Here is a 24,804-nt window from a genome sequence, read left to right on the forward strand (position 1 = left end):
CGAAGCCGGCATGAGCGCCGAAGACGCGACGTCACCGCCAGAGAACCGCATCGCATGGGTCGCGATGGCCGGCATCATCGCGACCGTTACGGTGTTCGCCGTAGCACAGGGGCTGACCTATCCGCTGCTCAGCTTCATCCTGGAACGGCAAGGGACGACACCGGGCCTTATCGGCCTCTCGGCCGCGATGACGCCTCTGGGTTTCATTGTATCATCGCTCTTCACGCCGGCGCTGGTCCGGCGGGTGGGCGCGGCGCGCTTTGCGGTTGTGTGTTCGATCCTGGCAGCAACCGTCCTGATCGCGATTGCCTGGACGCAGGATGTATGGGCCTGGATGCCGTTGCGCTTCCTGCTCGGCTTCTTTGCCAATCCGCTTTACGTGATCAGTGAAACCTGGCTGGTCTCGATCACACCCGCCGCACGCCGAGGCCGCATCATGGGCCTATACTCCTCCATCGTTTCCGCCGGCTTTGGCCTCGGCCCGCTGTCGCTAGGCTTGGTCGGCACGCAAGGATGGCCACCCTTCATCATCGGCAGCGCGGCCTTCCTTGTCTGCGGCCTGATCGTGCTTGCCGTCGCGCCACGCCTGCCCGACATGCCGCGTGAGGGCGAAGCGGTGTCGGTCGGCGGCTTCTTCGCGCTGGCGCCGCTGCTCTTGTTCGCAGTCTTCACGGCTGCCGCCTTCGAGCAAGTCCTGCTTTCGCTGTTCGCGGTCTATGGTGCCGCGCTCGGCAGCACTGAGCAGCGCATCGCTTCGCTCATCACCTGTTTCATCGCCGGCAATGCCGTGCTGCAGGTCGTGCTTGGGCGCGCCGCCGAACGGTTTGGCTCGAAGCCGATGATGCTGTTCTGTGTCCTGGCTTGCCTGGCCGGTTGCCTGCTGTTGCCATTGCTCTTCGCTACATGGCTTATCTGGCCGCTCTTCTTCGTTTGGGGCGGTGTCTCGTTCGGGATCTACACGCTGTCACTGATCCAGCTCGGCGAGCGTTTCACCGGTCAAGCCTTGATCGCCGGCAATGCCGCCTTTGCGTTCGTATGGGGCGTAGGCGGCATCGTCGGCTCCCCGGTGGCCGGGCTGGCGATGCAACTGACCGGACATCAGGGACTGCCATCGTCGCTTGGCATCCTGTGCTGCGTGCTGGTGGTGTTTCTGCTGGCGGAACTACGGCGGGTTGACCGCGTTCAGGCGTAAGGCGTGCCTGCCATTGCTGCCTTCGGCCCGATGCTGCCCTTGTCGATAAGAGCGAGAAAGGCCGAACCCGCCTCGTCGCCGTCCTGGGTTTCTCGAAGCGTCCGATCCGCCTCGATGAACGCCACGGCCGCCAGGCGGGTGTCCGGGTCTGCAGCATTACGCCCGGCGCCTTCGGATAGTGCCACCATTAGGACATCCCAGCTCGTCGCGTTCGCTCTCGCTCGCGCCGAGGCCGGCCCAGTGTTTCCGGACCAGCAATGTCTTCAGCTGCCAACCAATGTCCTCAAACCTCAATGTCAGGCGAAAACGCGGCCGCCGTAGAACTCGGCGGCCGCCCATGGCGACGCTATATTCGCCCGAGAACAACCAGAATGATCACGATGATCAGCACCAGCCCGAGGCCACCGCCGCCATAGTAACCAGTGCCGTAGAACGGGCCGCCGCCGAGGCCGCTGAAGCCACCGAGCAACGCGATGATCAGGATGATAATAAGAATGGTACCCAGGCCCATATGCCGTCTCCTTCGCTGCCGCGCCGTTCACGGCGCGGCTCGAAGAACTAAACTCCCAGCAAGCCTTCCTGTTCCCCGGCGATTTTCATCCGACGGCTAAGGAACGAAAGCCATCATCACGGCGTTTGCTAAGGTTCAGGCGCAAGCTGAGCGTGCCATCGCGCGCGCTGGGCGGCGCGTAGAATTCAGAATTTAGGCGGGATCGCCCTCAAGGCGACCGGCGGCTCGTCCACCCGAACGCGCCGGCAGGCGTGACGCCGGGCTTACGCTGGAAGGCGAGCTGAAACGTCGTCATCTGAAGCCGAATTGGTCGACGACGAGTTTTGGCCCCGCACCATTCCCAGTCGAGCTGAACCGGCAGCAGCTCACGTCGCCTTGCCGGCCGGCGCGCCTATGTCTTCCTCGGCAATATCGTCGAACGATGCGTAGTTCATGTTGTAGAGCCTGGCATATAGGCCCTTGGCCGCCATCAGCTGCTCGTGATTTCCGCTCTCGACGATCTCGCCGTTCTGTAAGACGATGATGCGGTCGGCGCCGCGTATGGTCGCCAGCCGATGGGCGATGACCAGGCCGGTGCGGCCTTCCAGCAGCGTGACCAGCGCCTTCTGGATCAGCATCTCGGTGTAGGAGTCGATGCTGGCCGTGGCTTCGTCGAGCACCAGGATCTTGGCGTCCGCCACCAGCGCGCGGGCAAAGCTGATCAGCTGGCGCTGGCCGAGCGAGAGATTGCCGCCGCGCTGCTCGAGCTCGGTGTCGTAGCCGTCAGGCAGATGCTCGATGAAGTCGTGCGCACCGACGGCCTGTGCGGCGCGCACCACTTCTTCGCGGGTGGCCTCGGTCTTGTGGTAGCGGATATTTTCCAGCACCGTGCCTGAAAACAGGAACGGCTCCTGCAGCACCATGGCGACCTGGTCGCCGAGCGAATCCTGCGTGACGTCACTGACATCGTGGCCGCCGACCCGCACCTCGCCGGACCAGACGTCGTAGAAGCGGTGCACCAGCGCCATGCAGCTCGACTTGCCCGAACCGGTCGGGCCGACAAGCGCAACCGTCTCGCCGGGATTGACGCGGAAGGAGATGTTTTTCAGCACCGGCTGGTTCTGCCGGTAGCCGAAGGTGACGTTCCTGAACTCGACCGAACCGTCCATGTCGCGCGTCAGCGCCACCGCGCCTTGTCTGTCGCTGACGTCGACCGGCACGTCCAGCACTTCGGAGATGCGTTGGCCCGACGCCATTGCGCGCTGCATGACACTGTACTGCATGGTGAGCGAGCGGATCGGGTCGAAGAAGCGCTGGATGTAGAACAGGAACGCCACCATGACGCCGATGTCGAGGCTGTGCGACAGCACCATCGAACCGCCGACGACGATGACCGTCGCCATCGCAATGCCGGTCAGCGTGTCGACGATCGGCACCATCACCTGCGCATATTTGGCCGAGGTCAGGTGAGCCCTGAGATTGGCCAGCACCTTCTCGTCATAGAGGTCGAAATTGACGTGCTGGCGTTCGAGACTCTGCACAGTGCGCACGCCATGGATGCCTTCCGCCAGCGCCCCATTGGCGGTCGAATTGGCTTCGTGCGCGGCCATGAAGGCGACCTTGGCGCGCGGCAGCCAGAACAGGCGCACGATGAACAGCGCCGGCATGGTCGACAGCGTCAACAGGCCGAGACGAAAATCGAGCCACAAAAGCACGCTGACAATGCCGAAAAGAAGCACGATGTCGCCCACCGACATCACCGACGTCTCGAGGAATTCCTGCATCGAATTGACGTCGCCCTGCAGGCGCGACATCAGCCGGCCCACCTCGGTCTTGTCCATGAAGCTCAGCGAGACGCGCTGCAGATGGCTGAACATGGCGCGGCGCAAATCCGACAGCACATTCTCAGCCACCTTGCCGACGACGCTTTCCTGGACATAGCTGGCGGCATAGTTGATCAGGATGATCAGAGCGAAGGCGCCGATCGCCCAGTTCATGACGGAGCTGTCGGCCTTGCCCGCCGCCATGCCGTGGTCGATGGCGTAACGGATGACCAGCGGGATCGCCAATTGCGTCAGAGTGAACACCAAAACGGCGGCCACCGAGATGAAGATCCGGCCCTGATACGGTCTGACGAAGCTCCAGATGCGGCGCACGATACGCGGATCGTAGACCTTGCCGAAGACCTCTTCCTCGTCGCGGTGCGAACCGACGACGGCCCTGGTGGGCCGCCGGCTGGTGTCTTCCTTCTGGTCGTCGTTCTGTGTTGACATCATGCGGCTCCCACCGCCACCGCAAAATCGTCGTCCGGCCGCAGCTGCAGGTCGTAAAGCGCGCGGTAGCGTCCACCCAGCGCCAGCAATTCCTGGTGCGTGCCGCGCTCGGCGATGCGGCCATTCTCGACGAACAGGATCTGGTCGGCATGCATCAGCGAGCTCAGCCGGTGCGAGATGATCAGCGTCACGCGGTCCTTGGCGAAGCGCTTCATCGCGGTGCGGATTCGCTGCTCGGTGCCGGCGTCGACAGCCGCGGTGGAATCGTCGAAGACCAGCACCGAAGGCCGCAGCATCAGGGTGCGGGCGATGGTCAGGCGCTGCCGCTGGCCGCCGGAAAGCGATGAGCCGCGCTCGCCCACGACTGTAGTGTAGCCGGCCGGAAGCCCGATGATGTAATTGTGCAGCTGGGCGTATTCAGCCGCCTGCCCGATGCGGGTCTCGCGCGCCCACGGATTGCCATAGGCGATGTTGTTTTCGATCGAGGTGGTGAACAGGAAGGCGTCCTGCTGCACGACGCCGACCGCCTTGCGCAGCGATTGCAGCGTGACCTCGCGGATATCCTGCCCGTCGATGGTGATCGCGCCTGACGTCACATCGTAGAAGCGCGGGATCAGATGCGCGATGGTCGACTTGCCGCTGCCCGGCGGGCCGACAATGCCGACGGTCTCGCCGGACCTTGCCTCGAAGGAAATGCCCGACAGTGCCGGCCGGCCGCCGGCGCCCGCGTAGCGGAAGCCGACATTGTCGAAGCGCAGCACGCCTTCGGTGACCACGAGATCCTTGGCATCGGGCGCATCCTGAATGTCGAGTTCGGCGTCGAGCAGTTCGAACAGCCTTGTGCCGCAGGTCGAGGAGCGGGCGAACGAGTTGACCATCAGCCCGAGCTGGCGCACCGGCATCTGCAGGATGGTCATGAAGGTGAGGAACTGCGCCAGCGTGCCGACGCTGATCTGGCCCGCGATCACCTTCTGGCCACCGAACCACAGCACCAGGCCCATGGCCGCCAGGAAGGAAAAATTCATGGCGCTGGTGTTAGAGACGCGGATGTCGACGCGCTGGTCGGCAAGCTCCAGCGCCGACTTCTTGGCGCGGTCGAATTTTTCCAGCTCATGCCGCTGCGCCGCAAAGGCGCGCACGACGCGGATTCCGCCGAGGTTCTCGTCCATCACCCGGCTCAGCACTGACAGCCGCTCCTGCAGCGTCAGCCAGGTGCTGCGCAGCCTGAGCTGTGTGACCGAGGAGCGCCAGGCGACGAACGGCACGAAACTCAGACTGAGCAGCCCGAGCTCGAGATCGGTGCTGATCAGGAGATAGGAGCCGACGCCGATCAGCACGCCGAGCAGCACCACGCGCAATATGCCGGTGGAAAAGAACATGCGCACGCCGTCGAGGTCGAGCAGGCCAAGCGTAATCAGGTCACCGGTATGCACCCGGTCATGGAAGGAGAAGCTCAGCCGCTGGATCTTCTCGTAGAAGGCCAGGCGCAGCTCATAGCCGGTGCGGTGGCCGACGGCCTCGCCATAATAATTCTGCGCCATCGTGAAGAGGCCGCGCAGGATGCTGACGACGAGCAAGGTGATCGCCGTCGTCCACAGCGCCTGCTCCGCCGCTGCGCCGCCACCGGCTTCCATCACCCCTTGCGCCTGGTCGATGGCGTGGCCCAGCAGGCGCGGGATGAACAGCTGCAGCGTCGCGGCGATGAAGGTCGAGGCGATGGTGACCGCGACCTGCCAGGGATGGCGCAACGTCATGCGCACGATGCGCAGCAGCGTGCTGAGGCCCTTGCCCCAGGACGCCTCCGCCACATGGGCAAACGATTTGCCGCGCTTCGCCGCGCCGCTGGTTGCGTCCCTTGCCAAGGAAATATCCAATCCGGTCCGGACATTAGCCCAGACGAATGAAGAAGACTCAGTTTCAGATGCCGCGATGGTACGCCTCCATTTTGACCGTTCAAGGGCCAATGGCGGTATCGCACTGTGCCTGAAAGAGGCTGATCGTCCGCGACCGCTTAAGCCCGTGTCGGCGTTAGAGGCGGCAGGCTCGTCACTTTAGGCCGATTGAAAAGATGCGAGCATGCACCAGCCACCATCATGCCCGACCTCGACCAATATGGTCAGCTGCGGGACCGAGCGCCGTGAGCAGCGCCTTGCCGCTTTCCAGCGTTGCATTCTGGTGCGGGGCGCGCAGGTTCAGCCAGCGTTTGTCGCCGGAGCGCACCGCCAGCACTGCCTTCATCGCCGGGATCAGGCCGGCATCCTGGACCACCTTGCGGAACGCCCTGATCGCGGCGTCCGCTTCCGTGACGTCTTGGCCGGCGATCGTCGCGTCGTAGAGGGCGCGGATGGCCGCAGCGTTGAGATTTACGGTCGCGGAGATACAGCCCGCAGCACCACTGGCGAGCCCCTTGGTCAGTTGCGCCTCCGAGCTGGGGAACACCGCGACGTCGGGTGCGGCGGCAATCACCGCCGCCGTGTTGTTCCAGTCGCCGGCGCTATCCTTGTAGGCGACGACCGTCTCTGGAAACGCCGCGCTCAACCGGGCGGTCAGGGCAGGGCTTACCGGCACGCCGGAGTTCTGCGGGATGTGGTAGAGGATCATCTTCAGCGCCGGGTTGGCCACCCTTTCGATCAGCTCGCTGTAGTAGCGCGCCTGGCCATCGTCCCCGGCGGCCGTGTAGAAGAACGATGGCAGCACCATCACGGCGGCGCAGCCGAGGCCGACCGCGTGCTTCGACAGTTCGACGGTTTCGGGCAGTGCGGTGACGCCGGTGCCGGGCATCATGCGCCCCGGCGAAATGCCTGATGCAACCAGCCATTCCAGCGCCTGCATGCGCTCGTCGAGCGAGAGCGACAGTGCCTCGCCCGTGGTGCCGAACGGCGACAGCAAATGGGCGCCCTGGCCCAGCACCCATTTGGCATGTGAGATCCACAGGTCACGGGCAATGCGGCCATCGTTCTCGAACGGCGTCAGGATCGGGGCGATGGTTCCTTGCGGGCGGGGCATGTCGGTCCTTCCATCGGTGCTGGAAATCAGCTTGGCATAGAGCATACGTGCGATGCGATCTGCCAGAGGCGATCTCTTGGGCCACCGCGCCGGCCGTGGGAAAACTTGCGGGTCATTGCCGCGAAATTCTGGCCCTTCGGTCTGCCGCAACCAGATGACGCCGGCGTCAATGGGTTGCAAATGGACCGGGGTTGCAAATGGACCGGGGTTGCAAATGGACCAGGGTTGCAAATGGACCAGCCAAGCCCGAAATGTCGAACAGAGACAGATCCGGAAACGGCATGCACCCACGATTGCTCAAGACCTTCCTCGCCGTGGCGCGGCACCGTAATATCACCCGCGCAGCGCGGGAGGTTCATCTGGCGCAGTCGAGCGTCAGCGACCAGATCCAGTCGCTGGAAAGCGAACTTGGCGTCGTCCTCTTCATCCGCTCGCGCCACGGCCTCGACCTGACGGCGGCCGGCGACGCGCTGAGACCCTATGCGGAAGAGATTCTGCAACTGGCGGAGGAAGCGCGTATTGCCGTCGAGGCAACGACGGGGATGACCGCCGGAACGGTTACGATCGGCGCGCTGGAGACGGTTGCCACCGTCAGACTTCCGCAATGGCTGGCGGCCTTTCGAGGCGACCACCCGGAGATCGGTCTGCGGCTGAAAATCGCCGGCAGCGACGCCCTGCTGCGGCAGCTCGAAGAGAGCGAGATCGACGTCGCCTTCTGTTTCGACAAGCGCGGTCTGGACGAACGTCTGGCCCGGCGCACGATATCGGCCGAGCCGCTGGTCCTTGTCGCCCCACCCGAACATGCGCCCGCATCGGGGCAGAGCGACCTCGCGGCACTCGCCGCGATGCGTTTCGTGGTGACGGAAACCGGATGCGTCTACCGGCATCTGTTCGACACTGCCTTTGCCGAGATGGCAGCGCCAGAACTTGCCGCCGAAGTCGGCAGCATCGGCGCCATTGCGGGCCTGGTGGCGACTGGTGTCGGCATGGGCCTGGTGCCGCGGCTGGCCGTTGCCGACGCGCTCGATCGCGGCGAGATCGTCGAATTGCCATGGCCGGGTTCGGCCCGCATCGCGTCGCTGGTCATGATCTGGCGCCGCCGGCGGGTTCAGCCGCCGGCGCTGAAACTGCTGCTGGCGGCCGCGGCCAGGAATTTCGCTGCGCTCAGATCAGCCGGTGACCGCCCTCGACATGCAGAACCGTCCCTGTCGTAAAACCGTTGCCCATCAGAAAGGCGATGGCATCGGCAATGTCGTCCGGCTGTCCGACGCGGCCGACCGGCAGGCGCCTGGCCATTGCATCGAGCGTCTCGTGCTTCTTGTCGCCGGCCACAAAACTCCAGATCGGCGTGTCGACCCAGCCCGGCGAGACGGCGTTGACGCGGATCGGCGCCAGTTCGACCGCTAGCGCCCGCACCAACCCTTCCAGCGCAGCGTTGACAGCGGCAACGACCGAGCCGCGCGCCGCCGGCCGGAAGGCGGCGATGCCTGAGGTGAAGGTGATGGAGCCGTTGGCCGAAAGCTGCGGCGCGCCATGCTTGGCGAGCAGCAGCGGCCCGTAGAATTTGCTTTCGACGACCCGCTGCGCCGCCTTCAGGTCGACTGAAGGCAATAGCTCATAGGCGCCTTCGATGTCGGCGGCGGTGCTGACGATATGGTCGAGCCGGCCAATTCGCTTGAACAGGTCAGCGACCTGATCCTCCCTGGCAATATCGGCGGCGACGGCGCTCAAAGCGGAAGGGTTCTGCAGCGCCTCGCCGGCACGCTTGAGCCTGGCTTCACTGCGGCTGACGATGATGACTTCGGCGCCTGAGTCCAGGCACCGCCTTGCCAACGCCAGCCCCATTCCGGAGCTGCCGCCAATGATAGCGATTTTCGATTTTGCGATGTCTGCCATGTTTCCGTTCCTGTCCTGAACCGCTCCGGCGAGAGTCGCAGACCGGCGGCAGGAGTGGAAACGGAAGAAAGCGATAGTGCCATCGGAGGCTCCGATGGCACTATCGTCGATAGGAACCGACGCGGGCCGCTCCGTCGAGTGCCCCTGTCAATGAAGTGCGCTCAGTAGCCGACCGTAAAGCGCTGCTTGATATGCGCCGGCTTTTCGATCTCGTCGGCCATGACGATGGCGTAGTCCTCGAAGGAAATGCTGCTGCCCTTGTCGGACGTCAGCAGCGTGTCCTTGCCGATGCGGTATTTGCCGGTCCGCTCGCCGGCGACGAACAGCGCCGAAGGCGACAGCAAGGTCCAGTCGAGATCGTCGACCGTCCGCAGCGTGTCGAGGAAGTCGGCGCCCTTCTGCGCCTCGGCCTTGTAGATATCAGGGAAGGTCGGCGTGTCGACCAGGCGCTTGGCGGGCGCAACCTCAAGGCTGCCGGCGCCGCCAACGACGAGGTAGCGTTTGACGCCGGAAGCACGCACGGCTGCGATGAGCGTATCGGGATCGCTGTCGAGGAAATGCACCGAGGAGATCACCGCGTCATGACCCTTGATCAGGGCGGCAAGGCCATCCTTGTCGAAGACGTCGCCCTTCTTGGCAGTCACGCCCGGAAGTGCCGCGATCTTGTCTGGATGCCGGGCAATGGCGGTGATGCTGTGCCCGCGATCGGAGAGTTCCTTAAGCAGGCGGGAGCCGACCTGGCCGGACGCGCCGATAAGTGCGATTTTCATGGGGATTTTCCTTTCGTCTGGGGAGAATTTCATCTGGGGAGAATTTCATCTGGGGAGAATTTCTGGGACTACGCCGCCTCGATGTGAGCGACGAGATTGTCGTAGCTGCCGAACAGCGCGTTGGCGCCGATCAGGCGCGGCGCCGTTTGGCCGATCACCGCCAGCGCGGGAACGCCATTGGCATGCAGCCGTTGGAACAACATCCGCCCGCGGCTGACCAGGTCGTGATGCTTCGCCAGAAACGGCTGCGTCGGCGCTTTCAAGAGCTTTGCCGCGTCGCTCATGCCGGCGTCCGTCAGTACCGCAGCGACGCCGTCAACCGTCACAATATCGCGGCCGTCGACATAGCGCGCATGCTGGATCGCCTTCAGTGCCGCAAGTTCCTGGCGCCAGTCGTCCAGCCCGGCGGCGTTGATGCCCATGGTGGCAGCGGAAGAATCGAGCAAGGTGCCGCTGACATTGAGCACATTGTCGAGATAGGCCTGGCTGAAGCGCTGTCCGCTCAGCCGCGCGATGCGCTGGTCATTGTCCCAGGCGTGGGCGGCAAAACCTGCATCCAGCGGCCGCGCGCCGGCACCGGAGAAAAGCCCCACCGGCAGCAGTTGGAGCGCGGTCCCGCCGGCGGCCAGTCGATCCAGCATCGGCGTGGCGCCATAGCACCAACCGCAGAGCGGGTCGAAAAGATAGGTTAGGGTTGCATTGGTCATGGCGGCCTCATTCTGTTGCCCGATAGATGACAGCTGGACCGCTTGCGAAAAATAGCGATCAATCATACAAACTGTCTGATAAAATCAGACAATGAGTGGCCTGTGACCGAACTCCTCAATCTCAATCGGCTCGTCTACTTCGCCACCGTGGTGGAGACCGGCTCGTTCACGGCCGCTGCCGACCGTCTCGATGTTGCCAAGGCTGTGGTCAGCCATCAGGTCGGCAAGCTCGAAGAAGAGCTTGGCGCTACGCTGTTGCGGCGCACGACCCGGCGCGTGACGGCGACCGAAGAGGGTCGTCTGTTCTATGACCGGACCGCGATCATCCTGCGCGAGGCGGAGGCAGCCTATGGCGACATTTCGCAGCGAGCGGCGCAGCCGACGGGGACGCTGCGGCTGACGGCGCCGCTCGATTATGGCGAGAAGGTCGTGGCGCCGACCATCGCCGCCTACATCAGAAAATACCCGAAAATGCGGGTCGAGACGATCTTCGACGATGCGGTCAGCAACCTGGTCGACGAGCAGATCGATCTTGGCATCCGCGTCGGCTGGCTTGCCGATTCCAGCAATCTGGCGCGGCGGCTGGGCAGCCTGCAGCAATTCGTCGTCGCCAGCCCGGAACTGGCCGCCAGGCTGCCTGGGGAAGCCAGCCCCAGGCAGGCGAAGTCGCTGCCCTGGGTCGGCAACGCCCAGTTGCGCGGGGTCGGCCAATGGCTGTTCTCGAGGGGCACGGAAACGGTGCTGGCCGAACTCAACCCCGTCGTCAGCTGCGACAAGACACCAGGCGTGCTGTCCTGCGTGCTGGCCGGCATCGGCCTCGGCATCTTTCCGGATTACAGCGTCGCCGACGACATTGCGCGCGGCCGGCTGGTGCGGGTGTTCGCGGACTGGACCTTGCCGTCCGGTGGCATCCATGCCGTCTTCCCGCCGGCGCGCTTCAGGCCGGCCAAGGTGCGCGCTTTCGTCGACCTCCTGGTTGCAGCCGAACGGCGGCGCGCGCGCAGTGCGGGCTGATTTCGGCACCGGCCGGCAATGCCGGCGAGGGAACCTTTGTTCGGCAGGCGCTTTTGGATATGCTGCGATTCCGAACCGTCAGAAGGGGTACTGCCGATGACCACCAAGATCTTTGCGACCTGCATGCTCGCTCTCGCTGTCGGCTGCAGCCTGTCCACAGCGGCTGTCGCCAAAGACAAGCATCGCCATCGTCAGCCAGAACCCGAACGCTACGTCCCCGCCCATCGCGACCTCATCTACGCCCTGTTCGGCGGCCCGCGCTACTATGACAAAATGCTGATCACCACGGCGGCCGGCCCGTGCTCTTACGACCGGGTCGGGCCGGACGCGAATGCGCTGAACAAGGTCAACGATCACCATTGCGGAAAGTAGATTGGTCCCAAAGGCGGGGTCCTGCGTCCCAGGGTTACCGGATGACGGCCGCCGCGAACACGATAGAGACAGTCGATGACCGCTGATGAGAAATGGTCTCCGTCCGAAAAGAAAGTCGCCCGCACTGCCTATGACGCAGCGCTGAAGGTGGCGCTCGACAAGACGTTGGCTGAACTCAAGAGCAGGGCCCACGTTGCGGCAACGCCTTCCGAAATGTGGGATGTCGAAGACTTTCTGCGGCAGCAGCGACGGAAGATCGACCAGATGTTCGACTATCGCTATTCACAGCTAATACAGGTCTTCGCCAATCTCATCCGGCAAGGCTATCTCGAGGAGAGTCTCCTTGTTGGCTTGTCGGAAGACAAGCGGCAAACGATCCGAAAATACGCCAGCTGGAATCGCGAAGGGTAGGGGTCCTCTTCGGGGACCTTGGCGCTGCATTCAAAACTGGACCATTCACCATCTTCGCGCGCGCCGCGCAGCTCGAGTTCAGCCATGGCGTGCCTCCGTGGCATCGGGGGTCGCGCCTCTGTCCTTGTCGTCCTGCGCCATCGCCAGCGGCGCACCCGGTTCGCCTTCCCACAGGATCAGGCTCGCGGCGCCGATCAGCCCGGCGCGGTCGCCGAGTTCAGCCTGCACGACCGGCACGTCGCGATAGGCCGGCATCGCTCGCTGCTGGATGACCGCTCTGATCGACGGTGCCAGAAGGTCGAACCCGTTGGAAAGGCCGCCACCCATGACAATCAGATCGGGCGAATAGAGATGCAAGAGATTGGTGAAGCCGATGCCCAGCCATTTTGCTTCCGCCTCGATCAGGTCGAGAGCGTTGGCGTCGCCGGCCTTGGCAGCCTCTACGACATGCCTGGCCGAGACGTCACCGTCATTTGACAGCCGTCGTAAGAGCGAGCCGTCGCCCGGCGCGGTCAGTCGCGTGGCGCGGCGGCCGAGCGCGGTTCCGGAGGCAACGGCCTCGAAGCAGCCGATGGCGCCGCAAAAGCAGCGGTCGCCTTCACCGGTGATGGTCATGTGGCCGATCTCGGCCGCCAGTCCGCGCCTGCCGTGATAGATGTGGCCATCGGCGACGACGCCGCCGCCAATGCCGGTCGATACGGTCACGAACACCAGCGATCCGCTGCCGCGTCCGGCGCCAAAACGCCATTCGCCGAGCGCCGCCGCATTGGCGTCGTTTTCCAGCCGCACCGGCAGGCCGAAATGCCGCCCCAGAATGTCGATCAGCGGCACATCATGCCAGCCGGCCAGCGTTGGCGGCGCAATGACGATCCCCGCCTTGGGGTCGAGTGGCCCCGGCGCACCGACGCCGATGCCGGCGACCTTTGCCTGCGGGTGTTCCTTGAGGAGCGTGCCTGCCAAAGCGACGATCTGGCTGATCACCGCCTCCGATCCCGCACCGGCAAGCGTCGACGCTGAAGCATGAGCGACGATACGGCCATCGCTTTCGACCAGCGCACCGCGCAGCGCCGTGCCACCGAGATCGAAGGCGAGCGCAAGCTTGGTCATCAGGCGGCGACCTCCAGCCCGTGCAGCCAGGCCATGCGCCGGGGAAGGTCGGGATCGCCGAAGGCCAGCGAGCCCAGCACCACGGTTTCCGCACCTGCGGCGCGCAGCAGCGGCACGGTCTCATGGCGGATGCCGCCATCGGCGGCGAGCACGATGTCGGCCTCGCGGCCGGCTTTGCGCATCAGCGCGCGCGCCTCGATCAGGCGCGGACACGCTTGATCGGACAGGCTCTGGCCCTTGACGCCGATGGAAGTGCCGAGCAGCGTCACGAACGCCACTTCCGGCAGGAACGGCGTGACGGCCGCGACCGGTGTTTCCAGCCGCAGCACCACGCCGGCCTCGGCCCCGAGTTCACGCGCCAGTTTCACGGCACGCAGACCGGTCTCGCCGTTTTCGGCGTGCACACTGATCAGGTCGGCGCCGGCCTCGATGAACTGGCGCGTCTGTTCCTCGACGATCTCGGCTTCGACCATCAAATGGACATGGATAGGCTTTGCGGTGAGCTTGGCGATGTGCGCCACCAGATCCGGGAAGAACAGGAAGCCAGGGGTGAAGCGGGCATCGGCGACGTCGATATGATGGACATCGGCATGGGTCTCGATGCGCTTCAAATCGCGCTCCATATTGGCGAGGTCGGCCGACCACAGCGAAAACTCGCCGATAAGCCGGTTGCGCGGCAGAGCGGCAATTGCGGCGGGGCCGGACAGGGGCTTGTTCGTCGTCATCGTCTCAGGCTCCGTAGCCGCGCATTGTCTGGCGGTTGGTTTTGACGGCGCCGGCAGGGTCGGCGGCGGCCGTTTCGGACTCTTCCTCCAGCACCAGCCAGCCGTTGAAATTGGGTGCAGCACCAGCGATCTCGATCACCTTCGCCGTGTCACAGACGCCCTTGCCGAGCATCGCCCAGGTTCCATTCGCGTCGACATCCTTCAGATGCACATAGCCGATGCGGTCGCGATAAGTGGTGAGCGTATCCGCCATGTCCTGGCCACCGCGCAAGATGTGGCCGGTGTCGGGCACCCAGCCCACCAGCGAGGCGTCGAGCAGCCCGAAGATGCGGTCGTAGTCGGCGCGGTCGAACAGCAGCGTGTTGTGATGCGAGCTTGGATGCACCGCGACCTGGACGCCGGCCTCGCGCCCGAGCTCGCCGGCTTTGTTGTAGACCTCGGCGGCGATGGCAAACTTGTGGTCGCGCGGCCCGTCGGAAACGATCGTGGCCGAGCCCATCGACACCAGCGCGCCGGGAAAGGCGGCGGCGAAGTCGATCCAGCGTTTGGCGGTATCGAGGTCGGCGCCGATCTCATCCCTGAGCGTGAAACCGCTCTTCGAGCCGAAGGCGAAGGAGACGAGCGTCAGTCCGGATGATTTCAGCGCGGCCGCGAACTCCGCCGGCTTGCCGGCATAGCGGCCGATCATCGTGTCGGTGATCTCGATGCCGGCATAGCCGCCATCGGCGATCGCCTTGAGCAGATCGTCCGGGCCGCCGGCAAAACGGTCGCCGAGCATTTCCCAGGTAAAGGTCTGGCAGCCGACTTTCAGGTCTTTCACGGTCATCCTTTCATTCCTTGATCCACCTCCGTTGGAGGGACATCCTACTTGACCGACCCTGCGGTCATGCCGGCGAGGAAGAACCTCTGGGCAACCAGGTAGATGACCAGGAGCGGCAGCGAGCCGAGCACGCTCATCGCCATCATCTGGTTCCATTCGAAGGCGTGTTGCCCCATCAACAACTGGATGCCGATCGGGACGGTGCGCATGGACGTCGACTTCGTCAGTGTCAGCGCAAAGAGAAATTCGTTCCAGCACAACAGGAAGGTGTAGACCGACGTCGCCACGATACCAGGCAGTGAAATCGGGACGATCACCCGCCACAGTGCGGTCCAGCTGGTGCCGCCGTCGACAGCCACCGCTTCATCGAGGTCGCGCGGCAAGGTGTTCAGATATCCCGTCATCAGCAGGATCGCATAGGGCAGCGTAAACACCAGATAGGTCAGGATCAGCGCGACATAGGTGTCGAAGATGCCATACGAGACGACAAGCCCGAAGAAGGGGATCAAAAGCGTGATCGGCGGGATCGTCTGCGTGCTGATGATGAGAGTGTTGAGGCTGCCCTTGCCGCGGAAATTGAAACGGCTGAACCCATAGGCCGCCAGCAAGGCGATCAGCACCGTCAGCACGGTCACCGCTCCGGCCACGAAGTAGCTGTTGAAGAAGAAGCGCAGCTTTACCGGGTCGCCCAGGATGGCCGCATACGCTTCCAGCGTGAAGGCCTTCGGCAGGACGGTTGGTGGCAGGGCAAAGATTTCGGTGTTCGACTTGAACGAGCTGCTCAGCATCCAGTAGATCGGGAAGGCCGCGAAAAAGAGCCCTGCGGCAAGCGCGACATGGAGCGCGGCGGTGATCAGCCTGTCTTTCGGCGTGTGCATTTTCCTCATGTGACTACCGAGCCTTTTGATAGCGGATGTAGAACAGCGTCAGGCCGAGAGAGATCAGCAGGATGACCACGGCGCTCGCCGAGGCCTGCGACAGGTTGTAGCTCGAAAACGCCAGCTTGTATGTGTAGGTGCTGAGGACCTCGGTCGAGTAGATCGGACCGCCACCCGTCGTTATCCAGATCAATGGAAAGACCTGCATGGTCCAGATGAAGTCGAGCAGCGAGATGCTGATGATGATTGGCATCAGCTGCGGAATGGTGATGAAGATCAACTTCTGGTAGGCCTTCGCGCCGTCGATATCGGCGGCCTCGTAGAAATCCTTGGGAATGCCCTGCAAGCCTGCGAGCAGGCTGACCATGAAAAGCGGGTAGCCCGCCCAGATATTGGCGAAGGTGACGGCGTGCAGCGCGGTCGCGGGCGAGGAAAACCACTCGACCTTGGAACCGATGATGCCCATCTGCATGAGAACACTGTTCACGACACCATTCGGCTCAAGCAGAAGGCGCCAGATCACCGCGATAATTACCGCGGTGAACAGCCAGGGCAGTATGTACAGCACGCGCAGAATGTTGCGCAGCGTCGGATTGATGCGGTCGCTGTTCAGCATGAGTGCGAAGAGCATGCCGATGGTCATATGGAAGACGACACTCATGCAGGTGAAGTAGAGCGTGTGCCACAGCGAGGCCCAGAACACCGGATCGGCAAAGATCGCCTGGTAGTGTTTCAGTCCGGCAAAGGACGGGTCGCGACGCAGCACCGCGCTGTTCTGGAACGAATAGCCAATCACCGTCACCATCGGCAGCAGCATCAGAAGGCCGATTATGAGGAGCGATGGTGACAGATAGAGATAGGGTGCGACCGCTCGTTTCAGTCGATGGTGGGAGCGCTTCTGCCTGGTCATGTGCGACCCCTGGGATGTGCCTTCAGGAGGAAGGTGCGCTTCAAAAACAGGTCCATCTCAAATTGCGATCCGTTGTTGACGGGTGGCCTGGCCGAGGCCGGGCCACCCGGTGGAAGATAGCAAACGGGCAATGGGCCGCTCAGAATTTCGCCATCCAGCCCTTTTGAGCGTTGGTTGCGGCTTGTTCCGGAGACTGCTCGCCGGCAAGCATCTTCTGAGCCTCCACGTCGAACTGGGTCATCAGGTCTTCAGCCACCGGCAGGCCCGTGAACTCGTTGGCGAGATAGCCGGTCTGGAAGATTTCGAAAGCCTTGGCGAAAGCCTTGTCCGAGGTCACGAAATCGGGCTTGGCGTTGACGTTCCCCGGGAAGGCGTTTGCAAGCGACACGAGCTTGGCATTCACCTTTTCACTCATCAGATGTTGGACGAGCTTCCAGGCTTCATCCTGATGTTTCGAGGCGGCAGAGATGCCGATGCCCCAGGAGGCATAGGGAAGGCCGCGCTTGCCGTTGTAGTCCGCCACGACCGGGACCGGGATGAGGTCGAAGTTCAGCTTGGGATTGCGTTTGCGGATGAGATTCACATGCGCGAGCGAGTCGATCATCATTCCGACCCGATCGTTGACGAATTCCTCGACCTTTTCCTGCTCGGTCTTGGTGGCAATGCCGGGCGAGATGACGCCGGCGTCGTTCAGCGATTTGACGAAAGTGAGCATATCGACGACCGGCTTGCCCTCGAGAGCCGGCTTGCCTTCAACCATCATCGATTGACCCGAGGCCCAGACCCACGACATCAGGTCGTTCTGGACACCGGACGGCGTTTGCAGCGACAGGGGCAGCACCCAGCCATACTGGTTCTTGTCGGCATGGGTCATCTTCTTGGCGGCTTCGAGAAACTCCGCGCGGGTCGACGGCAGCTTGGTGACGCCTGCCTGGGCGGCGAGGTCCAGATTGACGAAGACCGGATAGACGAACGAAGCCACGGGAAACATCACCGCCTTGCCGTCCACCTTGATGATATCCGCGACCTGGGTCTTGTCGAACCCGCTCGCATCCATCATCGGGTTCATGTCGGCCAGCGCACCCTGCGCGTCCAGATTGTTCACCCAGGCGCCGTCGAGACCGACGACGTCGCTGAGCGTTCCGGTTGCGGCGCCGACCGAGATCTGGTCTCGCGTGGTCGCATAGGGACCGCTGACCAGCGTCACCTTGATGCCGGGGTTTGCAGCCTCGAAGTCGTTCATGATTGCCCTGAGCGATCCCGCCGGCAATTCGGGCTCCCACCATTGGGTGAATTCCAGCGTCGTGTCCGCCATGGCGCCGGTTGCACCAAGCAACCATGCGGCCGCGGCTATTTTCAGCATCGCGGGTCGTATCCGAAACATCATTTTCTCCTCCTTCTTCAAGGTCGGCCGCACAATGCGGACGATCGTCTGTTCATTCAGAAGCCTTCTTGTATCTTCCGCAGGCACCTCGCTCCCGCCCGCGGTCTTCCGCAGATCTTCAGATCGCCAGATGCGTTTCGGGATCGAAGAAATGGAACTTGGCATCATCCACGGCCAACCGGATTTCCGAGCCGGAGCGGACGGCGCTGATCGGCTCGAACCTCGCCACCGCGTTCGACGCCAGGCCGAAATCGTCCACCGCATCCGGATCGCCGGAGTCCACCCGGACCGCGTCGATGTTCATGTGGACGATCTGTTCGGAGCCGAGTTCCTCGATCGAGGTCACCCTGGCCGGTATCGTCTGATACTTGCGACCGGATTCAAGGCTGCTGTCATAAAGATCCTCCGGTCTGATCCCGAACACGACCTTGCGCCCCGCATACGACCTCAAGGCCGGCCTGCGCACGAAGGCTGCATCCTGCAGCCGGACGGCGAAGTCGCGAAAAGCGAGCTCGCCGCCCTTCAGGGTCGCCTCGAAAAGGTTCATCGAAGGAGAGCCGATGAAGCCGGCAACGAAGGCGTTAACCGGCGATTCATAGAGCCTCTTGGGTGTGTCGACCTGCTGCAGCACACCGCCTTTCAACACCGCGACTCTGTCGCCCATCGTCATCGCTTCGATCTGATCGTGGGTCACGTAAATGGTCGTGACGCCGAGCTGCTTTTGCAGGCTGGTGATTTCGGCGCGCATTTGCACACGCAGTTTCGCATCCAGATTGGAAAGCGGCTCGTCCATGAGAAAGGCGGCCGGCTCGCGCACCATGGCGCGGCCCATGGCAACCCGTTGACGCTGCCCGCCTGACAGGTTCGCGGGTTTGCTGTCCAGCAAAGACGTCAGCTGAAGAGTTTTGGCGATCTCGTCCACGCGCTTCTTGCGCTCGGCCTTCGGCTTGCCTGCCAGCCGCATCGAAAAGGCGATGTTTTCGGATACCGTCATATGCGGGTAGAGCGCGTAGCTCTGGAACACCATCGCGATGTCGCGGTCCTTGGGCGGCATGTCGACGACGTCGACCCCGCCGATCCGAAGGCTGCCGCTGGTGATGTCTTCCAACCCCGCGATCATTCGCAACGCCGTGGATTTGCCGCAGCCGGAAGGCCCGACGAGGATCAAGAACTCGCCGTCCTTGACGGACAGGTTCAACTGGTCGATTGCGCGAAAACTGTTCCCGTAGGTTTTGCAGATCTTCTCAAGAATGACTTCTGCCATATTCCTCCATCCACAAGTATAAGCCCTGATTTTTATGATTCTCCTGGGCTTGTGTTCGCCTGCGAAATGTTTCGTCGGATCGTTTCAGGTCATGCTCCAGCATCCACATGCGCATTTTTCAGGTCGACTGCTGACGGCGCGTTCGCCGATGCCAGGAGTTGCACGACCTGGTCCTCGGTCGGAAGCGCCTCGCGCCCGCCACGCCCCGTTATCGAAACGGCCGCCGCCGCGGCCGCGAATGCCACCCGGCCCGCAGTGTCGGCTCCGCGCGTCAACACATGGGCATAGGCGCCATGAAAGCAGTCACCCGCGCCTGTGGAGTCGACGACCGCAACCCGGTGCGGGGGCAGGTGCCAGAGACCTGTCTCTTCACGGCCGCGATAGTACACACCCCTGCCGCCATCGGTCAGAACCACGGCGGATCGCGACGGCAACCACAAGGCATCGAGCATCTCGGCAGGCGATCGGCGCCCCGTGGCCGTCCGTGCAAAGCTAAGTGGAAGAATGAGATGGTCGCAGAGCGCGATCAGCCGCTCCGTGGCGGGGCCGCTGCTCCATTCGATATCGCCGAGGATCGCAAGGCCGAGATCGCGAGCCCGAGCCACGACATCCAGCGACCCGGTCGCATAGCTATCTACGATCAGGACGGTTGCGCGGCTGAGGATATCGTCCGGAAAGTCCGGAGCGGTGCCCAGCATCGCATCGTCGTCATACGCGATGAACCTTTCCCCGTCCGAGCCGACGGTGATCCGCGAGTGCACCGGGCGCGCGTCGGGATGGCGCGGCGCGAATGCGGTTTCAATACCGCTCGCCACTAGATCGAGCTGCACCGCGTCGTCCGCGGCACTGGCCAGCCATCCGACGAACCCGGCGGTTCCGCCGAGCCGCGCGACGGCGGCCAGCGCCGTCGCGACATTTCCCCCGAAGGCGCGGGTACTTTGCAGAACCTTCCCCTTGCCCGCCGACAATGGCTGATCGACGTAGACGATGTCATCGATCGCAATAGCGCCGAAGCCGAGGATCGAGGGGATGGTGGGCATCGTTCAGGCACCCGCCTTCGCCAGGGCGTCTTGCGCCGAAAGGCCGTCATGGATGACGCCGCGAAAGGCAAGCGCTGCCTTCTCCGGATCGCCGTGCCCCCAGAGATTGCGGCCGACCACGGCGCCGCGCGCGCCGGCACGGATGGCGTCCGCCGTCTGCTGAAGCGCGCCGAGCAGCGTATCGGTCTTTGGACCGCCCGCGATGACAACCGGCACCGGGCAGGTCCGGACGGTCTCCCGGAACGACTCGAAATCGCCGGTGTAGCCGATTTTGATCACGTCGACGCCGGACTCGTAACCGATGCGCGCCGCATAGGCGATCTCGTCGGTAGTGAAGACGATCTTTGCCCCGTCGGTGAAATCGCGAGGGTAGATATGCGCCACCACAGGCATGCCGTAGCGGGCCGCCGCATTCACCGAATCGGTCAGCCAGCGTATGTATTTGCCCTCCGTCGCGCCGCGCACCGGAATGGCCACGGCCAACGCATCGGCCCCGGCGCGCACCGCGTCCTCGGGCGTTGCGATCAACTCGCTGATGCGATCGTCCGCAGTGAAGCAGCCCGCCTGAATCACCAGGGAAGCTTTGCCCGCATATTGCGGCCACAGATGGCGCGCTGTGCCGGGCTGGATGCTGACATAGTCGGGTTTGCCCGCCATGACGCGTGCGAGCGCACCCGGCAGGTCGGCAAGGCCGCCTTTGCGCACGTCGCCATAGCCGACGAAGTGGTCGACCGCGCCGCCAAAGAGGTTCCCCGATGGATGCGAGAAGAGGCGCGCGAGACGCACCTTGGTTCCTAGGCTCATGAGTGCAAAATTCCCTGATCGGTTGATTAAAAAAAGCTCGATCCAGTGTTTCCGAAAGAAAAAGGAAAAACAATCTTTCGAAAGCTTTCGAATCTGCATATTTCCGGTAAGGTGAGCCGAGGCCGGCGCGATTGCTCGGCGCAGGCAGGCAAGGGCCGGGCAATGTTGTCGGAGCAGAGACGCCAATCGATCCTGGGCGAGGTGCAACGCAGCGGACAGGTTCGCATCAAGGACCTGTCGGACGGGTTTGGCGTGTCGGAGGTCACGGTGCGCTCCGACCTCGAAATACTGGACCGCAAGGGACTGCTGACCAAGACCCGTGGAGGGGCGGTGACCCGGACCACCGATTCGACGACGGCCGCGTTCGCCCGGCGGATGCAAACGAACCTCGACGCAAAGAAGCGCATCGCCCGGGCGGCGCTCGACCTTTTCGAGGACAACCAGTCGGTCATCTTCGACGGTGGCTCGACCTTGATGCAGCTTGCCATGCAGTTACCGCCGCTCAGCAATGTCGTGGTCGCGGCCACGGCCATGAATATCGTGCAGCATCTTATGCATCGTCCCGGGCTCGACGTTCATATGATCGGCGGCCGGGTCTATCCCGACACGGTGAGCACGCTGATCACCGATGCCGATACGGCTCTCGGCGGCCTGGTAGCGCATCAGGTATTTGTTGGAGCGCATGCGATAGACTCGTCACTGGATGTGGTCGACGTGAACGAAGACATGGCGCGAACGAAGCGGAACCTCGTTCGCATGGCCCGGCGCGTTGTCCTGCTCGCCGATTCGAGCAAATGGGGCGTCAGCGGGACGTCCAAGGCATTTTCGCTGTCGGCCGTCGATGTGGTGATCACCGACGATGGCCTGCCCGGTCCAATACGCGGTGAGCTTGATAGGGTCGGGGCCAAGGTGATCTATGCCTGAAGCCGTCCCGGTCTCTGATGCGCGACGGAAGACGCGCATGACCCACGGGCTTCGCAGCGGCCGTTGGCCGTTTTTCATGCCGGTCATGTTCTCCTCCTCGCGCTGGCGGCCTCCCAATGCGCGCCAGAATTCTCATAAGCTCTATAAAAATTTTACGCGCGTCAATATTTAAAATCCTGTATAGCGGATTGCGGGGGGGCGTGGGAACTGCAACGGTTCGTGCAGCATGCCCTTGGCTTCGGAGGAAAGCTGGAAATGCACGGAAAGTCAGAGACAAAGCTCGGCATCGGTGTCATCGGCTGCGGCAACATCTCGATGACCTATCTGCGCAATGCAGCGCTCTTCGGTGGTGTCGAGCTACGCGCCTGCGCCGACATTTCCGCTGACATGGCCGAGCTGCGCGCCAGCGAATACGGCATCCGAGCGATTGGCGTCGACACGCTGCTCGCCGACCCCGATATCGACCTCGTGCTGAACCTGACCATCCCGGCGGCGCATTTCGACATTTCGTTGTCAGCGCTCTCGGCGGGCAAGCATGTCTTCACCGAAAAGCCGCTGGCAACCTCTGCCGCCGACGGCCGCCGCCTTGTCGCCGAGGCCGCGAAGCGCGGCCTGCTGATCGGCTCGGCGCCGGACACATTCCTGGGTGCAGCCGGCCGCCGCGCGCGCCGGCTGATGGATGACGGCGCCATCGGCAAGCCGGTGACCGGCACCGGCTTCATGATGGGACGGGGCATGGAGCACTGGCATCCCAATCCGCAATTCTATTATCAGCCCGGCGGCGGTCCGGTGTTCGACATGGGTCCATACTACCTGACCATGCTGGTCAACCTGCTCGGACCGGTCGAGCGCGTCATGGCGATGGCGACGCACGGCCAGGAGGAGAGGCTGATCACGGCCGACGGGCCGTTCAAGAACACGACATTCAGGGTCGGCACGCCGACCAACATAGTGTCGCTGCTCGAATTCCGTTCCGGCGCCACCGTCACCTTCGGCGCCTCCTGGGACGTGTTCAAACACTCCAACCATCCAATCGAACTGCACGGCACCGAAGGCTCGCTCAGGCTGCCCGATCCCGACACGTTCGGCGGCACGGTCTCGCTGTCGGAACGTGGCGCCGACTGGGCCGATTTCGCCAGCGAGAGCGAACTCTACGGCGCCCGCAACTGGCCCTATGCCGCGCCCGACCGTGCCAATTACCGCATGCTCGGCGTCGCCGATCTGGCGCGCGCGCTGGCCACTGGCAGAAAGCCGCGCGCCTCGGGCGAGCTGGCGCTGCACGTGCTGGAGATCATGGAGGCGATCCTGGCTTCCGGCGAAAGCCGCGGCTCGGTTGCCGTCAACGGCACGGTCGACCAGCCGCCGCTGCTTGGCGAAGACGAAGCGGCAACCCTGCTTGCCTGACGGGAGGTTCGTCCGTGACATTGCCACCGTCCCTGCCGACACTCGATCCGGAGGCCCGGCATGTGCTCGAGCTCGGCAGCCAGGCCGGCGCGCCGCCGTTCGAAACGGGAACGCCTGAACAGGCGCGCCGTGCCTACAATGAGGGCTTCCCAAACCTGCAAGGCGAGCGTGAGCCGGTAGCGGCACTCAATGAGCGCATCATCTCCGGACCCGGCGATCCGCTGAGGCTCAGGATCTATCGCGGGCAGGGCGCGCCTTCGGCAGGCGCTCCGGCGCTGCTCTATCTCCATGGCGGCGGCTGGGTGATCGGCAATCTCGACTCGCATGACGAGATCTGCCGCTGGTTCGCCAACGGGGCAGTCGCTGTCGTCGTTTCCGTCGACTACCGGCTGGCGCCGGAACACAAATTCCCGGCGGCAATAGAGGATTGCCGAGCGGCACTTGCCTTCATGCAAAGCGCCGCGGACGAACTCGGCATCGACGCTGCCCGCATCGCGGTTGCCGGCGACAGCGCGGGCGGCAATCTCGCCACGGTGCTCGGCCTGCTCACGCGGGGGGACAAAAATCCGCCGGCAGCGCAGCTGCTGTTTTATCCCAACACCGATGCCGGGCAGACGACGGACAGCTATCGGCGCTTCGCCATAGGCTTTGGCCTGACCGCCTCGACCATGGCCTGGTTCCGAGATCACTACATCGGCGACGCCGCCGACATCGGCGACTGGCGCATCTCACCGCTGAAGGCGGAAAGCCTCGCCGGTGTACCGCCCACCTTCATCGCCATCGCCGGTCACGACATCCTCGCCGACGAAGGCGAGGCCTATGCCAGGCGTCTGCAGCAGGCCGGCGTGCCGGTCGTGCTGGAACACTGGCCCGGTCAGATCCACGGCTTCGTCTCGATGGGCCGTCACGGCCCGGCAGCGAGACAGGCGGTTGCCGCCGCCATTGCCGCGTGGCGAAGCTTCGATCCTGCCTTTGGAAAGGCTCAAGCGGACTGACGCATCACCAGGGCGGCGTCGAGGCTGACCTTCGGCGCGACGTTTGCCGTATCCTCGTTGAGCAAAGCGAGCAGTGTCTCGACGCTGCGCCCCGCCATGGCGGCAAAATCCTGCGCGATGGTGGTCAGTGCGGGGCAGGTGTAGCGGCTCAGCGGATGGTCGTCATGGGCGGCGATACGCAGGTCGCAATCGGCCTTGCGGCCGATCTTCAGCCCTTTCGCGAAGGCTGCCGCCATCACGCCGAAAGCCAGGCGGTCATTCGCACACAGTATGGTCTTGCCGGGCAGACCTCCGGTCTTGCCGGGCAGACCCCCGGTCTTGCCGGGCAGACCCCCGGTCTTGCCGGGCAGACCCCCGGTCTTGGGGGGGGGAGGCCCCCCGGGGTCGCGCCCGCGGCGCGGGCCCCCCGCGCGGGCAG

26 protein-coding genes are annotated in these 24,804 nt (G+C 63.7%); 8 read left to right on the forward strand and 18 right to left on the reverse strand.

What is annotated here, in order from left to right; all coding sequences use genetic code 11:
• The first annotated feature begins 10 nt into the window (after nt 1-10).
• Entirely contained in the window at nt 11-1,192 is a 1,182-nt protein-coding gene (locus NKI06_RS22940) for an MFS transporter (RefSeq protein ID WP_352987294.1), read from the forward strand.
• Here NKI06_RS22940 and NKI06_RS22945 read toward each other — a convergent pair.
• The 5 genes from NKI06_RS22945 to NKI06_RS22965 all read right to left on the reverse strand — a co-directional run bounded on the left by NKI06_RS22945 (nt 1,183) and on the right by NKI06_RS22965 (nt 6,961).
• A complete protein-coding gene (locus NKI06_RS22945; RefSeq protein WP_352987296.1) occupies nt 1,183-1,380 on the reverse strand; it encodes a hypothetical protein in 198 nt (65 codons plus the stop codon). The genes NKI06_RS22940 and NKI06_RS22945 overlap by 10 nt on opposite strands.
• Nucleotides 1,381-1,538: 158 nt before the next feature.
• The gene (locus NKI06_RS22950) at nt 1,539-1,703 is read right to left on the reverse strand and encodes a DUF3309 family protein (protein WP_023667887.1); all 165 of its coding nucleotides are present in this window, start codon (nt 1,701-1,703) and stop codon (nt 1,539-1,541) included.
• Between the two features lie 365 nt (nt 1,704-2,068).
• The gene (locus tag NKI06_RS22955; protein ID WP_352987298.1) at nt 2,069-3,955 is read right to left on the reverse strand and encodes an ABC transporter ATP-binding protein; all 1,887 of its coding nucleotides are present in this window, start codon (nt 3,953-3,955) and stop codon (nt 2,069-2,071) included.
• Nucleotides 3,955-5,817 carry an ABC transporter ATP-binding protein gene (locus tag NKI06_RS22960; RefSeq protein ID WP_352987300.1) on the reverse strand — a complete coding sequence of 621 codons (1,863 nt, stop codon included), beginning with the start codon at nt 5,815-5,817 and terminating at the stop codon, nt 3,955-3,957. Before NKI06_RS22960 ends, NKI06_RS22955 begins: the two co-directional genes overlap by 1 nt.
• Nucleotides 5,818-6,046: 229 nt before the next feature.
• Nucleotides 6,047-6,961 (reverse strand): dihydrodipicolinate synthase family protein, encoded by a 915-nt coding sequence (locus NKI06_RS22965; protein ID WP_352987303.1) that lies wholly within the window; start codon nt 6,959-6,961, stop codon nt 6,047-6,049.
• Nucleotides 6,962-7,242: 281 nt separating this feature from the next.
• Here NKI06_RS22965 and NKI06_RS22970 point away from each other — a divergent pair, with 281 nt between their 5' ends.
• Nucleotides 7,243-8,175, forward strand: coding sequence for a LysR family transcriptional regulator (locus NKI06_RS22970; protein ID WP_352987305.1), 933 nt, complete (start codon nt 7,243-7,245; stop codon nt 8,173-8,175).
• Here the strand turns inward: NKI06_RS22970 and NKI06_RS22975 are convergent.
• From NKI06_RS22975 to NKI06_RS22985, 3 genes are all read right to left on the reverse strand, one after another.
• Nucleotides 8,126-8,857, reverse strand: a complete 732-nt coding sequence (locus NKI06_RS22975) for an SDR family oxidoreductase (protein WP_352987307.1) — start codon at nt 8,855-8,857, stop codon at nt 8,126-8,128. The two genes, NKI06_RS22970 and NKI06_RS22975, sit on opposite strands and share 50 nt — an antisense overlap.
• A 161-nt stretch (nt 8,858-9,018) precedes the next feature.
• Nucleotides 9,019-9,627 carry an NAD(P)-dependent oxidoreductase gene (locus NKI06_RS22980; protein ID WP_352987309.1) on the reverse strand — a complete coding sequence of 203 codons (609 nt, stop codon included), beginning with the start codon at nt 9,625-9,627 and terminating at the stop codon, nt 9,019-9,021.
• 68 nt (nt 9,628-9,695) lie between these two features.
• Nucleotides 9,696-10,334, reverse strand: a complete 639-nt coding sequence (locus NKI06_RS22985; RefSeq protein ID WP_352987311.1) for a DsbA family protein — start codon at nt 10,332-10,334, stop codon at nt 9,696-9,698.
• A gap of 102 nt (nt 10,335-10,436) precedes the next feature.
• Here NKI06_RS22985 and NKI06_RS22990 point away from each other — a divergent pair, with 102 nt between their 5' ends.
• From NKI06_RS22990 to frp, 3 genes are all read left to right on the forward strand, one after another.
• Nucleotides 10,437-11,348 carry a LysR substrate-binding domain-containing protein gene (locus NKI06_RS22990; protein WP_023699792.1) on the forward strand — a complete coding sequence of 304 codons (912 nt, stop codon included), beginning with the start codon at nt 10,437-10,439 and terminating at the stop codon, nt 11,346-11,348.
• Nucleotides 11,349-11,444: 96 nt separating this feature from the next.
• Nucleotides 11,445-11,720 (forward strand): hypothetical protein, encoded by a 276-nt coding sequence (locus NKI06_RS22995; protein ID WP_023729215.1) that lies wholly within the window; start codon nt 11,445-11,447, stop codon nt 11,718-11,720.
• Nucleotides 11,721-11,795: 75 nt separating this feature from the next.
• The gene (gene frp / locus NKI06_RS23000; RefSeq protein ID WP_352787641.1) at nt 11,796-12,131 is read left to right on the forward strand and encodes a fluorescence recovery protein; all 336 of its coding nucleotides are present in this window, start codon (nt 11,796-11,798) and stop codon (nt 12,129-12,131) included.
• Between the two features lie 78 nt (nt 12,132-12,209).
• On the opposite strand, the gene NKI06_RS23005 is transcribed toward frp, so the two are convergent.
• The 9 genes from NKI06_RS23005 to NKI06_RS23045 all read right to left on the reverse strand — a co-directional run bounded on the left by NKI06_RS23005 (nt 12,210) and on the right by NKI06_RS23045 (nt 21,063).
• Nucleotides 12,210-13,238 carry an ROK family protein gene (locus tag NKI06_RS23005; RefSeq protein WP_352987314.1) on the reverse strand — a complete coding sequence of 343 codons (1,029 nt, stop codon included), beginning with the start codon at nt 13,236-13,238 and terminating at the stop codon, nt 12,210-12,212.
• On the reverse strand, nt 13,238-13,963 hold the full coding sequence (locus NKI06_RS23010) for a ribulose-phosphate 3-epimerase (RefSeq protein ID WP_352758136.1): 726 nt from the start codon (nt 13,961-13,963) through the stop codon (nt 13,238-13,240). Before NKI06_RS23010 ends, NKI06_RS23005 begins: the two co-directional genes overlap by 1 nt.
• Nucleotides 13,964-13,967: 4 nt before the next feature.
• Entirely contained in the window at nt 13,968-14,789 is an 822-nt protein-coding gene (locus NKI06_RS23015; RefSeq protein WP_352987316.1) for a sugar phosphate isomerase/epimerase family protein, read from the reverse strand.
• Nucleotides 14,790-14,827: 38 nt separating this feature from the next.
• Nucleotides 14,828-15,670, reverse strand: a complete 843-nt coding sequence (locus NKI06_RS23020; RefSeq protein WP_023686993.1) for a carbohydrate ABC transporter permease — start codon at nt 15,668-15,670, stop codon at nt 14,828-14,830.
• 4 nt (nt 15,671-15,674) lie between these two features.
• Nucleotides 15,675-16,571, reverse strand: a complete 897-nt coding sequence (locus NKI06_RS23025) for a carbohydrate ABC transporter permease (protein ID WP_352987318.1) — start codon at nt 16,569-16,571, stop codon at nt 15,675-15,677.
• A 139-nt stretch (nt 16,572-16,710) separates the two neighbouring features.
• Nucleotides 16,711-17,958 carry an ABC transporter substrate-binding protein gene (locus NKI06_RS23030; protein WP_352987320.1) on the reverse strand — a complete coding sequence of 416 codons (1,248 nt, stop codon included), beginning with the start codon at nt 17,956-17,958 and terminating at the stop codon, nt 16,711-16,713.
• A gap of 115 nt (nt 17,959-18,073) precedes the next feature.
• A complete protein-coding gene (locus NKI06_RS23035; protein WP_023686996.1) occupies nt 18,074-19,219 on the reverse strand; it encodes an ABC transporter ATP-binding protein in 1,146 nt (381 codons plus the stop codon).
• An 89-nt stretch (nt 19,220-19,308) separates the two neighbouring features.
• Nucleotides 19,309-20,259, reverse strand: coding sequence for a PfkB family carbohydrate kinase (locus NKI06_RS23040; RefSeq protein WP_352987322.1), 951 nt, complete (start codon nt 20,257-20,259; stop codon nt 19,309-19,311).
• Nucleotides 20,260-20,262: 3 nt separating this feature from the next.
• Nucleotides 20,263-21,063 carry a beta/alpha barrel domain-containing protein gene (locus NKI06_RS23045; RefSeq protein ID WP_352987324.1) on the reverse strand — a complete coding sequence of 267 codons (801 nt, stop codon included), beginning with the start codon at nt 21,061-21,063 and terminating at the stop codon, nt 20,263-20,265.
• A 162-nt stretch (nt 21,064-21,225) separates the two neighbouring features.
• Here NKI06_RS23045 and NKI06_RS23050 point away from each other — a divergent pair, with 162 nt between their 5' ends.
• The 3 genes from NKI06_RS23050 (at nt 21,226) to NKI06_RS23060 (ending at nt 24,386) form a co-directional block, all read left to right on the forward strand.
• Complete coding sequence (locus NKI06_RS23050; RefSeq protein WP_023682641.1) at nt 21,226-21,987, forward strand: DeoR/GlpR family DNA-binding transcription regulator; 762 nt, start codon at nt 21,226-21,228, stop codon at nt 21,985-21,987.
• A gap of 255 nt (nt 21,988-22,242) precedes the next feature.
• On the forward strand, nt 22,243-23,391 hold the full coding sequence (locus NKI06_RS23055; RefSeq protein ID WP_352987326.1) for a Gfo/Idh/MocA family protein: 1,149 nt from the start codon (nt 22,243-22,245) through the stop codon (nt 23,389-23,391).
• A gap of 14 nt (nt 23,392-23,405) precedes the next feature.
• The gene (locus tag NKI06_RS23060; protein ID WP_352987328.1) at nt 23,406-24,386 is read left to right on the forward strand and encodes an alpha/beta hydrolase; all 981 of its coding nucleotides are present in this window, start codon (nt 23,406-23,408) and stop codon (nt 24,384-24,386) included.
• Here NKI06_RS23060 and NKI06_RS23065 read toward each other — a convergent pair.
• Nucleotides 24,374-24,804 (reverse strand): substrate-binding domain-containing protein (locus NKI06_RS23065; RefSeq protein WP_352987330.1); only part of this gene is annotated, 431 nt, incomplete at its 5' end. The two genes, NKI06_RS23060 and NKI06_RS23065, sit on opposite strands and share 13 nt — an antisense overlap.

It is taken from the genome of Mesorhizobium sp. M0772, assembly GCF_040320135.1.
GTDB lineage: Bacteria > Pseudomonadota > Alphaproteobacteria > Rhizobiales > Rhizobiaceae > Mesorhizobium.

Bases quoted from the DNA above. Each gene is read 5' to 3' on its own strand.
- NKI06_RS22940 (WP_352987294.1), top strand. From the start codon at position 11: ATGAGCGCCGAAGACGCGACGTCACCGCCAGAGAACCGCATCGCATGG.
- NKI06_RS22945 (WP_352987296.1), bottom strand. From the start codon at position 1,380: ATGGTGGCACTATCCGAAGGCGCCGGGCGTAATGCTGCAGACCCGGAC.
- NKI06_RS22950 (WP_023667887.1), bottom strand. From the start codon at position 1,703: ATGGGCCTGGGTACCATTCTTATTATCATCCTGATCATCGCGTTGCTC.
- NKI06_RS22955 (WP_352987298.1), bottom strand. From the start codon at position 3,955: ATGTCAACACAGAACGACGACCAGAAGGAAGACACCAGCCGGCGGCCC.
- NKI06_RS22965 (WP_352987303.1), bottom strand. From the start codon at position 6,961: ATGCCCCGCCCGCAAGGAACCATCGCCCCGATCCTGACGCCGTTCGAG.
- NKI06_RS22970 (WP_352987305.1), top strand. From the start codon at position 7,243: ATGCACCCACGATTGCTCAAGACCTTCCTCGCCGTGGCGCGGCACCGT.
- NKI06_RS22975 (WP_352987307.1), bottom strand. From the start codon at position 8,857: ATGGCAGACATCGCAAAATCGAAAATCGCTATCATTGGCGGCAGCTCC.
- NKI06_RS22980 (WP_352987309.1), bottom strand. From the start codon at position 9,627: ATGAAAATCGCACTTATCGGCGCGTCCGGCCAGGTCGGCTCCCGCCTG.
- NKI06_RS22985 (WP_352987311.1), bottom strand. From the start codon at position 10,334: ATGACCAATGCAACCCTAACCTATCTTTTCGACCCGCTCTGCGGTTGG.
- NKI06_RS22995 (WP_023729215.1), top strand. From the start codon at position 11,445: ATGACCACCAAGATCTTTGCGACCTGCATGCTCGCTCTCGCTGTCGGC.
- frp (WP_352787641.1), top strand. From the start codon at position 11,796: ATGACCGCTGATGAGAAATGGTCTCCGTCCGAAAAGAAAGTCGCCCGC.
- NKI06_RS23005 (WP_352987314.1), bottom strand. From the start codon at position 13,238: ATGACCAAGCTTGCGCTCGCCTTCGATCTCGGTGGCACGGCGCTGCGC.
- NKI06_RS23010 (WP_352758136.1), bottom strand. From the start codon at position 13,963: ATGACGACGAACAAGCCCCTGTCCGGCCCCGCCGCAATTGCCGCTCTG.
- NKI06_RS23015 (WP_352987316.1), bottom strand. From the start codon at position 14,789: ATGACCGTGAAAGACCTGAAAGTCGGCTGCCAGACCTTTACCTGGGAA.
- NKI06_RS23020 (WP_023686993.1), bottom strand. From the start codon at position 15,670: ATGAGGAAAATGCACACGCCGAAAGACAGGCTGATCACCGCCGCGCTC.
- NKI06_RS23025 (WP_352987318.1), bottom strand. From the start codon at position 16,571: ATGACCAGGCAGAAGCGCTCCCACCATCGACTGAAACGAGCGGTCGCA.
- NKI06_RS23030 (WP_352987320.1), bottom strand. From the start codon at position 17,958: ATGATGTTTCGGATACGACCCGCGATGCTGAAAATAGCCGCGGCCGCA.
- NKI06_RS23035 (WP_023686996.1), bottom strand. From the start codon at position 19,219: ATGGCAGAAGTCATTCTTGAGAAGATCTGCAAAACCTACGGGAACAGT.
- NKI06_RS23040 (WP_352987322.1), bottom strand. From the start codon at position 20,259: ATGCCCACCATCCCCTCGATCCTCGGCTTCGGCGCTATTGCGATCGAT.
- NKI06_RS23045 (WP_352987324.1), bottom strand. From the start codon at position 21,063: ATGAGCCTAGGAACCAAGGTGCGTCTCGCGCGCCTCTTCTCGCATCCA.
- NKI06_RS23050 (WP_023682641.1), top strand. From the start codon at position 21,226: ATGTTGTCGGAGCAGAGACGCCAATCGATCCTGGGCGAGGTGCAACGC.
- NKI06_RS23055 (WP_352987326.1), top strand. From the start codon at position 22,243: ATGCACGGAAAGTCAGAGACAAAGCTCGGCATCGGTGTCATCGGCTGC.